The following is a 10,369-nucleotide window of genomic DNA, read 5'->3' on the forward strand; positions in this document are numbered from 1 at the left end:
TGATCGACGCAAGTTCGTCAAGACAGTTCTAGCGGCCTCGGCGGTAACTGTTCCGGTCGTGACGTCGATCAGCCTCGATGGTGCGGCACCGGCCTTCGCGGCCGGTGACACGCCGAACCTCTCCGGAGCTCCTACTCGAGGCCAGCAGAATCCGAATCAACCAGGAGGCGAGCAACCAGGCGGGAATCAGCCCGGTGGTAATACTCCGGGAGGGAATCAGCCGGGCGGAAACGAGCCGGGCAACCCCGGATCGTCGGGAAGTTCGGGATCGTCAGGAAGTTCGGGTAGTTCCGGGAGTTCGGGATCGTCTGGAAGTTCCACAGGTTCCGGATCAACCGGTAGCTCGTCAGGTTCGGGTGGAACGACGACCGCCAAGCCCACCGGGCCGACGGAGCCGACAGAGCCGACCGTCCCAACTGTCCCAACTGTGCCGACCACTCGCACCGAGCCGACGTTCCCAACCAGCCCGACCAAGCCGACAGATCCCACGGAACCTGCGTAACCGACGTAATCGATACAACGCCACGGGTTCCCAGGGAGCACACCGATGCCCGAGTTCGACGAAGCCCTGCACCGCGCTCTGAAGAAGCTTCAGAGCGCGGTGCCAGTACAGGTGAAAGAAACTCCGCCGCACGGAGAATCTGCCGACCTCACCATTGCAATCGCGACCTACGACGATTTCGACGGCGCATACTTCACGATCCACTCGATCTTGGTCCATCATCGCGAGATTCTGGACAGAGTCGAATTCGTCTTGTTGGACAACAACCCCGAGGGGTTGCCGGCGCCGATGCTCGAATCGTTTGCCGGTTACATCGATCGGTTCCGCTACATCCCGTTCACCGACGTTCGATCGACTGCGGTGCGGGACGTCCTGTTCCGCAAGGCCACCGGAAAGTATGTCCTGGTCCTCGACTCCCACGTGATCCTGGCACCGGGATCGTTGTCGGCGTTGCTGGCGTATTTCGATGCAAATCCGGAAACTGACGATCTGATCCAGGGACCGATGCTCTCCCAGGATTCCTCGCACATCGCGGCCACCCACATGGACCCCAAGTGGCGCAACGGAATGTTCGGCTCCTGGGGAGTTGATCCGCGAGCGAAGCAACACCCTGACGTGCCTTTCGAGATCATCATGCAGGGCCTCGGCTCATTTGCCTGCAGGCGTGAGGCGTGGCCGGGATTGAACTCGCACTTCACCGGATTCGGCGGTGAGGAGGGATACATCCACGAGAAGTTCCGGATCAACGGCGGAAAGGTCGTCTGCCTTCCGACATTTGGTTGGCACCATCGATTCGAGCGCCCGGCGGGTGTCCCGTATCGAATAAATTGGGAAGATCGCGTTCACAATTACCTGCTCGGTTGGAGTGAGGTCGGATGGGATCTCGACTCACTCCATCGTCAGTTCTCCAGGTACCTCGGTGATTCGTATCCCGAGATTCGTCGCCGTGCCGAACTGAGCGTCCAGCGACCCGAGTTGGTCTTCGGCGGGGTGATCGTTCTCAGCGACGACGGCCGAGTAGCTCCGTGGCGTTCATGCCTGGCGGAGGCCGAGTCGATCGAACTGACCGTTCACCGTGCCATTCCGGCGGAGGACGACGGTCCGGATGGGTGGAGGACGGCCTCAGCGTTCGTCGCCGGACTCGACAAGGCGATTCTGCTGGGCTGGAAGTCGGTGGTCTTCCTGGACGAGGCTCGCGTGATCGAACCCGCGGTTATGTACAAGCTGCGGAACATAACAGACGACCTCCCCGCCGAAGCCGATGCGGCCGTCATCCACGCACACGGCGAAGACCTGGTCGGGGCTGCACTGATTGTTCGCGCCGCGGCATACCGAACCTTGCGAGACGAACTCTCTCGGAGCATGGACGGACCCGTGCGGCCCGACTTTTCACTGGCGACCTATCTGCTCGAGCGGGGCGCAGTCGACGTTGTGCTCGATCGCCCACTGTCGCCTGCCCGAGTAGCGGGAGAACCCACCCCGGCTGTCGAGGATTCGAAGTCGGACCTCGGTGTTGTCGTCGTGAATCTTGACCTCGATATTGACAGATGGAAGGCGTCCTGGCATCGATTCATTCGCTTACCGCGCGTAACAGCGGTGGAGAGAGAATCAGCTTTCGAGGACGTGATGAATCAGGAAGCGGCCTTTGCCGTCTCATGGCGTCGCGCGGTTTCTCGGGCGACCGAGAAGAGCAGGGATTCGGTCCTCATTGCAGCTGACGACGTGAGTTTGCTGGATGCGGCTGCGTCGATCCTGGACCACGCACGTGAAGAGCTCGATCACCGCGATTGGGATGTCGTCCAACTCGGACACGACGCGAAATCGGCCGACGGAGCGCTGATCGACGGTTCGGCGCTCTTGCGCACCAGTCCCGAGAACCGTGGAGTTCACGCCGTCCTCGTTCATTCGCGCGCCTTCGAGCGAATTCTGGACGCGATTGCGGATCCGGAGGCAGACCCTGAAGCATTCGAAAAATGGGCGGGCCACTACCAAACTTTGGGCGACTACCTGGTGGATGCGAACGCCGGGGGAGCGCTCACGTGTCTGACGCTCGCACCCGGCATCGCCTCCACACGCAGCCTGATTCGTTCGGGCGCAATCGAATCCGAATACTCACGACGCTTCTCGCTCTGACACCACCCCCAACACATATAGCTCACCACAAATATCGGACTCGTTGGAACAAGGAGATATCTTGACGGAACTACTCGAAGACGCGAGGCCTCAGCGCTCACAGACGGTGGAGAGCAATGATCTCACCGACGGTGTCGTGCTGTACGACAGTTCCAGCGAGGTTGCCCATCACCTCAACCCCGTCGCGACTTTGGTGTGGGAACTGTGTGACGGCCGGACCGTCAGTGACATTGTCCAGGCGGTGTCGGAGGTACTCGAGATCCCTGACCATGACGCGGAGTCGGTAGTCAGCGAGACCTATGGACAGCTGAGCGCCTCGCGTCTGCTGGTGTGAGAATCCCGTGAAAGGCAGCCATGTACCACAATTCCGAACGCACTACCTGTGGGTTGATGCGATCGTGCGCGGCCCTGCCATACCCGAACTCGGTGTCATCGAGCATCGAATTGCCAGCCCCTGGCCTGCGGACCACAACGTCGAAGTTCGGATTCAGCGGAATCGATCGACGTTCGGTCGCTGGGACGCCACCATCGACTCGACCATCGGAGGCAGCAATGAACCGCTGATCGGTCTCGACGGACTCCACCTCGCGGAGAACGTTTACCGCACTGTGCACCGGGATGTCATGACGGCCGCAGATACCGAACTGTGGACACGCCTGCATGCCGCTCTGGTCGACTGCAACGGTGTGAGAGTGGCGATCGCCGGGCACTCCGGGGCGGGTAAAACCACCTTGGCGCTTGCCCTTGCCTTACGGGGTGCACAACTGCGAGCTGACGAAGGGGTCTTCATTCGCGGTACCGAAGCGGTGGGCTTGCCGCGCCGGGTCCATCTGAAAGCCGGTACGTTCGACGTTCTCCCGGACATCAAGGCGCACGATTCGCTGTATCTCCCGTATACCCCTTCGGTGTGGGCACTGGACCCGTCGACATTGCCCGCTACTCCCAACGTCGATTCGGCGGTTCGCGGAATCGATCTGGTGCTGATTCTCGATAGATGGGACGGGGGTCCTACTCGTATCGCGCCGATGCCCGCACCCCAGGCGATACAGTCGCTGGCCGAGCAATCCGCTCTGTGGTCCGACAATCACGGACTGACCCTGAGAAACATCGCTGCCCTGCTCTCGAATGCCCCGTGCTACAGAATGATCCGGCACCACGGCGACACCGGCGCCGACACCGTGGAGGAACTGGTGGCGTCATGCGTGACACCCGGTACCTGATTTCCATGTTGGAACCCGAGCACGGGGCCGACGTCATCCGTTCGTGTTCGCAGCGGGATTGGCCGCGAGTCATCGACGCCGCTGCCAGGCACAAGGTGCTGCCGCTGCTGGCCGCCCGCGCAGTCGATGCCGGCTTCGCATCGGTCCTGCCGGCGAGTTTCGCCGAAATGCTGTCGGAATCCGCAGCTAGCGCGTCGAGTCCGGAATTGACGCTGAGCCTTGTCCATCACCGAAACGCGCTTCGTATCGCGGACCTCGATGCGCAGCGCGTAGAACTGCAAGAGTTGTTACACAGCAGCGGATTTCCGACTGTCGCGCTGAAAGGTGCTGCTCTTCTCGAGCGAAGAATCTGGCCGAACCCGGCGGCACGACGGATGACGGACATCGACCTCTTGGTCGTAGATCCCGCACACGCCGTTCCAGCCAACGACGCGATCATCGACTTCGGCTATCGAATGGTTCGCCCGGACGAGGTGGCAGGGGATTCCATCGATCACGACGATCATCAGGAACCAGCGCTCCTTCGCGACGACCGTCACGGCTCCGTCGAAATCCATTCACACTTGCTTCCGCGGTTCGCCCGTCACGCGTTGACCCGCGAGTCCGCGGTCCGAGGACTCAGCGCGGAGACCGAAGGATCCAGACTTGCCCTTGCCGATGTCACGCTTCATGTCATCGCTCACGCGCGGCTTGCCGATCGCGCCTTGATTCGCGCTGATCTGGCGTTGAACAGCGTCTTCGACGTGGGGTACCTGTTCGACTCCGAGCCGTCACTCCCGGCGATGCTCGCGCGACGCCGATTGCCGCGCGATGTCCGTCGCGCGGTGAACGTCCACTGGGCTGCGGTGGAATCGATCTTCGGAGTGAATACCGGGGTGACGACTACGTCGGCGCGTTGGTGGTGGCAATGCACGCTGTGGTTGGCCGATCGCCCACGTCTGCACTCGCTCTACCGCGATCTGGTCATGGTGCCGCTCTTTCTCGACCGTGATCGGCTTTCCATCCGGGACGGGCGCGACCTACGTGGGTGGGACTTGGCACGCTCACGCGTATCCCACTTCGTCCGTCGTGCGAGGGCTGCCGTCGAAGATGCCGGGGGAGCAGCGTGAAAGTACTGATCACCGGCGGAGCGGGATTCATCGGAAGCACCGTGGCGTCGAAGTGCGTCGACGCCGGGATCGATGTCGTGATTCTCGACAACCTGCTGACCGGCCGTGCCGAATTTGCGCACAGATTCCCGTTCTACTGCGGCGACATCGCGGACGAGAAACTGCTCGACAGGATATTCGCAGATCATCCCGATATCGTTGCCACAGTTCACTGTGCGGCCTTGATCGTGGTCGGAGATTCCGTGAGTAGCCCGGCGCGGTACTACGAGAACAACGTATCCAAGTCACTGACACTGGTATCGAGTGTCCTTCGGAACGGCTGTGAGCGCTTCTTGTTCAGTTCCTCTGCTGCGGTGTACGCGCCGAGCGACGGTGGGTGTGTCGACGAACATTGGCGGATCGCACCGCAGAGTCCCTACGCGCACAGCAAGGCTCAGTTCGAAACGATGCTTGACGACATCGTGGCGGCCACAGGATTATCAGCGATATCTCTACGCTACTTCAACCCTGTCGGGGCAGACCCGGAGCTGCGAAGCGGAACAGCGTCGGCACGCCCGACCCACGCACTCGGAAAGCTGTTCGAATCATATTCGACAGGAACGCCTTTCAGGGTTACGGGAACGGATTGGCCGACGCGCGACGGATCGGGAGTGCGTGATTACGTTCACGTCTGGGACCTTGCAGACGCTCATGTTCGAGCACTCGAAAGGTTCGACCGGGTCACCGCTGATTCATCACGCATGACTGTGGTCAACTTGGGTAGCGGGCGGGGGACGACGGTGTGGGAATTGGTACACACATTCGAGAACGTGCTCGGCGAAGACGTCGACGTGGTCGCTGCCGACCGACGCACCGGTGACACTGCCGGCGCCTACGCGTCGAACGATCGTGCGTTACGACTACTCGGGTGGGTTCCGACGTTCACCTTGGAACAGGGGATCGAGGACACTGCACGGTGGCTGGTCGTACGGGCGCACCTGCTGAATTCGGTGTAGCTGAACGTCAGCTTGGTGGCTCGCCCTCGACGGTGATGTTGTTGCTTCGTAGCCAGAATGTGGCGTCCGGATCCCACCCGGCGAGCACGGTGGCCCCCGAGTTGGCCGACAACGGGATCGCGATGCCTGGCGTGGTGAGATAAGCCATCAAGGTCAGATGGACGGCGTCGTAATCTGCGGCCACCGAAACCCAGTCCGGAATGAACCAGTCACGGTATTCACCGGTCGTGTCGTACCAAACGAAGCGACGTGAAGCGGGCACTGGCAGGGGATAGGTATCGACCAGATTCGCCCAGTCCTGCGGACCGGTGATCTCGTAGATGCGGGGCGCGCCGTAGATCCTTACCGGCTGCACCCGCGCCTCGTTCGAGGAGCTGTCTTCTTCGAGAAACACCCCGAGGGCCCCGATACCGTCGCGGGCCCTGGTTGTTTCGGTTGTGCCGTTGGCAAAAGGGGTAGACCACCATTCGCCTCCGATGTTACGGTCCGGATCTTCGATCTGGTATTCCAGAAACCGGCGTTCGTTGTCGAGTGCCTCAGCACGCCACTGTTCGAGGCCGTCCTCTGCACGGTAAATCCGCAAGGGTAGGTCCGACCAGCCGTAAATAGGGTTTCGCTTTTCAACCAGATTCTGGTTCAGACGGTCGATCGGCTCGGTCCACCAGGCGGCGTGTGGCGAGTCGAGTAGTGCTCCGGCAATCGGTCGCAGCGCCGCTGCGACATCCGGCCGGACGAAGATCAGGTCTTCTTCGTCCGGCGGCTCCCAGTAGCGTGCGCAATCTACGGCATACGCAAGACAGTGCAGAATCTCGAGTTCGGACATCTCGGCGATTGCCCGGATATCAACAGCGCCGAGAACTTCGAGCGCATGTTCCGGCGATTGAGGCCAGTGTCCACCGGAGTTGCTTGCGCTGGCGCGGCACGCGTGCCCGACGTTCGCACAGAAGCGACGGCCACGTGGTGAACCGAGGACGAGTGCAACGGAATCCATGTGGGTAAAGCTAGCGGACAGGCTGACGGGGGACGTTCGAATAACCATTACTTGACATAATGTAGATTATCGGCAAATTTTCGACCTGGCGATATCGGCTCATGATCCGTTTCCTGCGTCGTCGATCCGTAGATGTATCTGTCGACCATTCGCGTGCTTCCGCTCTGAACCGCTGGACGCATTGCGTGAGCTGATCATCTTGGCGTGCCCGTCGTCGGACAATCAATCGTCGATCGCCGTCCGCCCCCGGCCGGCCACCGAGCAACCCTGCCGCTCAGGTGTCCAGGCCGCGCGGCAGGCCGCCTGACGCGGGTTGATGTTGATGGATGAGTCTCGCCCACTCCCAGCCACCCCGCCTCAATTCGTCACTGTGACGTATTGGGGACGACAGGCTGCGTGCGGGTGCAGTTCCATTGTCATCGCCACGGACTACTATCGCCGCATGTGTTTTATTTCGACCGGCCGCTTCGAATGATCAGTGGCCGCGATGAGTGACACACCCAAGGCCGTGCACCGCTGGCTTGCAGTGCCAGACCAGTTCGACCGATTCACGCGATTCTTGCGCGACAACGGAATTCTGATGCCGACTCGGATAGGCATCGGCATATTGGTTTTCCTCCTGGGAGTCACGATTCTGCTGAAGCGACTGGGCACCCATTCGGTACAGACCATCGGATTTCCGTTGGACGTCGTCATCGCAGTGCTCGTGATGATCGGCGGAACAGCGCTGCCGTTCACCGCGACTACCCGGGAACGGTCGTACCTTTTTGTCATCGCGGGCGACCTCGCTGTCGCGGTGATCGTGCTGGCGGAGGCCAATCCGGATCAAAGGCTGCTGGGGTGCCTCGTCTTCGGACTCGTCGGCTCGTACATAGCGTTCTTTCACAATCTTCGAGCGCAGCTGTGGCACCTGCTGTTTTCCGGGGCGGTCATCGTTATCGCCAGCATTGGCGTGTTCACCGATGTACCTTCCGGCCTCTCAGACGTCCTGGGACGCATTGCCTTTGCCATCCCTGTCATCACCGTCATACCGGTGGTCACGCAGATTGCTCTGGCGCTCCTGAGCAACGACGCTCAAAGCTCCGAACTCGATCCGTTGACGGACCTGCTGAATCGGCGCGGACTCTCACGGCGGACTTCCGAACTCCTGCAAGCGAAATCCAGCCTCGACCAGTCCTTGCTGGTGGTGGTGATCGACATCGACAATTTCAAACACTTCAACGACACCTACGGTCACGACGTCGGCGACCGCGTCATCCTGCGCACGGCGTATCGACTCCACGACTGGGCCAGATCGGACGCAGCGATCGCTCGTATCGGCGGTGACGAGTTCGTCGTCGTTCAGATCATGCCGTTGCCGTACGTCGGCGACTTGCTCGCACGGATCGCCCCCATCATGAACTCCCCTACGGGCGAACCACTCTCGACGACAAGCATCGGCATAGCCATACACAACGGCGGCTGGCCAGACGTGCAAGCAGCAGAAAGTGGCGTTCACGATCTACATCGCCTAGCCGATTCGGCGATGTACGAAAGCAAGAGGATGGGTGGAAATCACGTCCACTCCATCGTTCTCACCGATCAACAGCCACAACAGTCAGGCGGTCGGTCAGTCGTCTGATTCTTCGATCAGATGCATCGCGGCTTCCTCCGCCGACGCTGCGCCGCCGTCGATTCCGACGTCTCCGGCAATGAGTTCGCTTTCCTCGTCCTCGTATCGGCCCTCGTCTTCGGCAACGAGACGCCCGACGCGGCGATTTCCGACTTCGTCACCGTTCGGGAATTCTTCTTCCCGTTCGAATTCGTCGGCATCTGCCGGATCCTTCAGGGGATCTCCCAGTGACGCGTACGGATCAGGTTCTTCCTCGGCCAGGCGCTCGTCGAGGGTCTCCCCCGCCGATTCTTCACTGCCGGTCAACCCGTGGGCGTCCAGGCCCAATGGGCGTTCCGGTGGTGAGATTCCCTCGTCGAGAATGTCGTCCACGCCTCGATCGATCAGGGTGTCTTCGGGTTGAAGCTGGTCGTCGGGATCGAGACTGTAATCGCCATTGCCGGCCGCGCCGGTGTCATCCGTGTCGCTCATACGATCAACGATGCCACGGGCACACCGAGTTGGCCATGTGCCGCGCCTGCTCGATACATCACTCCGGAGACATTCAGCACGAACGCGGGGCCGGCACTCCGTCGAACCGGTCCTGCAGGTACTCGAACGCGGTGGGCAGACCGAGGACCGCAGTGGTGAGGTGGTCCGGGCTGGGGAACAGCTGAGATTGAACCGTGGCTCCGGCGGCGCAGTACCGAGAAATCGTGTTCACCACCGAATCGATGGGGATAAGGACGTCGTCGGGCGTGTGCCATTCGAATACCGGGGCAGTCGGCACACCCGGATAAAGCTCGACGCTGTTGTCGTCCATAACCTTTCGCACTTCGGGGCTGGACAGCAAGGATGTCGACGTCGACACCTGAGAGGCACTGCGCCCGGCACCGACCCTGAGGATGTCGTTGGTGCACGCGTTGGTGAGTTCGGCCCGCATCGACCGTCCGAGGTCGTTGAGTTGGTTGCTCAGCGGCAGTAGGTCGGGATACTCGCGTTCGAGGCCCATTGCTGCGGCGAAGGCGAGGCCGAATGCCGGGTGCGGATCCTGTCCGAGGCCGTTTGCCATCTTGGACAGATTCATCGGGACGCCGCCCTCGGCTACACCGACAAGGTTGACCTCGGGTGCGTAGCTCGGGGCCAGTGCGGCCGCCCACGCGGTGGCCATGCCGCCGCCGGAGTAGCCGGCAATACCTACAGGGCTGGCGCCACTACGCAATTCGGGGACTTTCTGAACGGCGCGGATACCGTCGAGCGTGATCTGTCCGCCCAGGCGCGCGGCGCCGTACGCACTGTTGGGTCCGAGATGGTCGGGAAGGGCAATGGTCCATCCACGTTGCAGCGCGACGTTGAGGATGGGCGCTTCACGGATGACGATGTTGGGATCCGATGCGTAAAGCGCGCGAGATGGCGCACATCCCGTACCGAGTGCATTGACGATGTGCTGATACGAGAGCAACGGGCCGTCTTGTGCTTGATTCGGCGGGACCAGGATCGTGCTGACCGCGGCAATAGGCTTGTTCTCTGAGTTCGTGGACCTGTAACTGACCTGCCAGATCGCGACGCCGGGAAAGGTCATCAGGTCAGGGGCCCGGCGCACGGAGATCGGCGTGCCGGCGGTCCCCTCGGCAGCTGCTTGCGAGTAGAACGGGTCCGGGTCCGGTGCCGGATATGCGGGATCGGCCTGTGCAGTTCCCCCGGAGAGCAGTGCGGCAGTCAGTGCAGCGGCAGTCAGCATCGATCCGGTAAACACGCGTGTGGTTCGCAGTTTCAACGCTTTCCCCTCGTCCGGACCCACCCGGGGTCCATCACCCTGTGTGTTTCA

General features: G+C 61.4%; 10 protein-coding genes. 6 read left to right on the forward strand and 4 right to left on the reverse strand.

The window, feature by feature from the left end; translation table 11 throughout:
• Positions 1 to 216 precede the first annotated feature (216 nt).
• The gene (locus tag FEZ59_RS15680; protein WP_021333470.1) at positions 217 to 489 is read right to left on the reverse strand and encodes a hypothetical protein; all 273 of its coding nucleotides are present in this window, start codon (positions 487 to 489) and stop codon (positions 217 to 219) included.
• A gap of 58 nt (positions 490 to 547) precedes the next feature.
• Between FEZ59_RS15680 and FEZ59_RS15685 the strand changes: the two genes are divergently transcribed.
• The 5 genes from FEZ59_RS15685 to galE all read left to right on the forward strand — a co-directional run bounded on the left by FEZ59_RS15685 (position 548) and on the right by galE (position 5,959).
• The gene (locus FEZ59_RS15685; protein ID WP_021344269.1) at positions 548 to 2,635 is read left to right on the forward strand and encodes a glycosyltransferase; all 2,088 of its coding nucleotides are present in this window, start codon (positions 548 to 550) and stop codon (positions 2,633 to 2,635) included.
• 61 nt (positions 2,636 to 2,696) lie between these two features.
• A complete protein-coding gene (locus FEZ59_RS15690; RefSeq protein ID WP_020969628.1) occupies positions 2,697 to 2,969 on the forward strand; it encodes a PqqD family protein in 273 nt (90 codons plus the stop codon).
• A 64-nt stretch (positions 2,970 to 3,033) separates the two neighbouring features.
• Positions 3,034 to 3,855 (forward strand): hypothetical protein, encoded by an 822-nt coding sequence (locus tag FEZ59_RS15695; RefSeq protein ID WP_172932861.1) that lies wholly within the window; start codon positions 3,034 to 3,036, stop codon positions 3,853 to 3,855.
• The gene (locus FEZ59_RS15700; protein WP_134999250.1) at positions 3,834 to 4,964 is read left to right on the forward strand and encodes a nucleotidyltransferase family protein; all 1,131 of its coding nucleotides are present in this window, start codon (positions 3,834 to 3,836) and stop codon (positions 4,962 to 4,964) included. Before FEZ59_RS15695 ends, FEZ59_RS15700 begins: the two co-directional genes overlap by 22 nt.
• The gene (gene galE, locus FEZ59_RS15705; protein ID WP_021344272.1) at positions 4,961 to 5,959 is read left to right on the forward strand and encodes a UDP-glucose 4-epimerase GalE; all 999 of its coding nucleotides are present in this window, start codon (positions 4,961 to 4,963) and stop codon (positions 5,957 to 5,959) included. The genes FEZ59_RS15700 and galE overlap by 4 nt, the downstream gene beginning before the upstream one ends.
• Positions 5,960 to 5,966: 7 nt before the next feature.
• On the opposite strand, the gene FEZ59_RS15710 is transcribed toward galE, so the two are convergent.
• Positions 5,967 to 6,950 (reverse strand): hypothetical protein, encoded by a 984-nt coding sequence (locus tag FEZ59_RS15710; protein ID WP_134999251.1) that lies wholly within the window; start codon positions 6,948 to 6,950, stop codon positions 5,967 to 5,969.
• A gap of 487 nt (positions 6,951 to 7,437) precedes the next feature.
• On the opposite strand from FEZ59_RS15710, the gene FEZ59_RS15715 reads away from it, so the two are divergent.
• Positions 7,438 to 8,571, forward strand: coding sequence for a GGDEF domain-containing protein (locus tag FEZ59_RS15715; protein ID WP_020969633.1), 1,134 nt, complete (start codon positions 7,438 to 7,440; stop codon positions 8,569 to 8,571).
• On the opposite strand, the gene FEZ59_RS15720 is transcribed toward FEZ59_RS15715, so the two are convergent.
• Together FEZ59_RS15720 and FEZ59_RS15725 are read right to left on the reverse strand one after the other, a co-directional pair.
• A complete protein-coding gene (locus FEZ59_RS15720; protein WP_019748468.1) occupies positions 8,560 to 9,033 on the reverse strand; it encodes a DUF5709 domain-containing protein in 474 nt (157 codons plus the stop codon). The genes FEZ59_RS15715 and FEZ59_RS15720 overlap by 12 nt on opposite strands.
• Positions 9,034 to 9,106: 73 nt before the next feature.
• On the reverse strand, positions 9,107 to 10,282 hold the full coding sequence (locus FEZ59_RS15725; protein WP_172932892.1) for a lipase family protein: 1,176 nt from the start codon (positions 10,280 to 10,282) through the stop codon (positions 9,107 to 9,109).
• Positions 10,283 to 10,369: the final 87 nt, after the last annotated feature.

It is taken from the genome of Rhodococcus sp. MS13 (genome assembly GCF_013277835.1).
In the GTDB taxonomy this organism is placed as follows: domain Bacteria; phylum Actinomycetota; class Actinomycetes; order Mycobacteriales; family Mycobacteriaceae; genus Rhodococcus_F; species Rhodococcus_F erythropolis.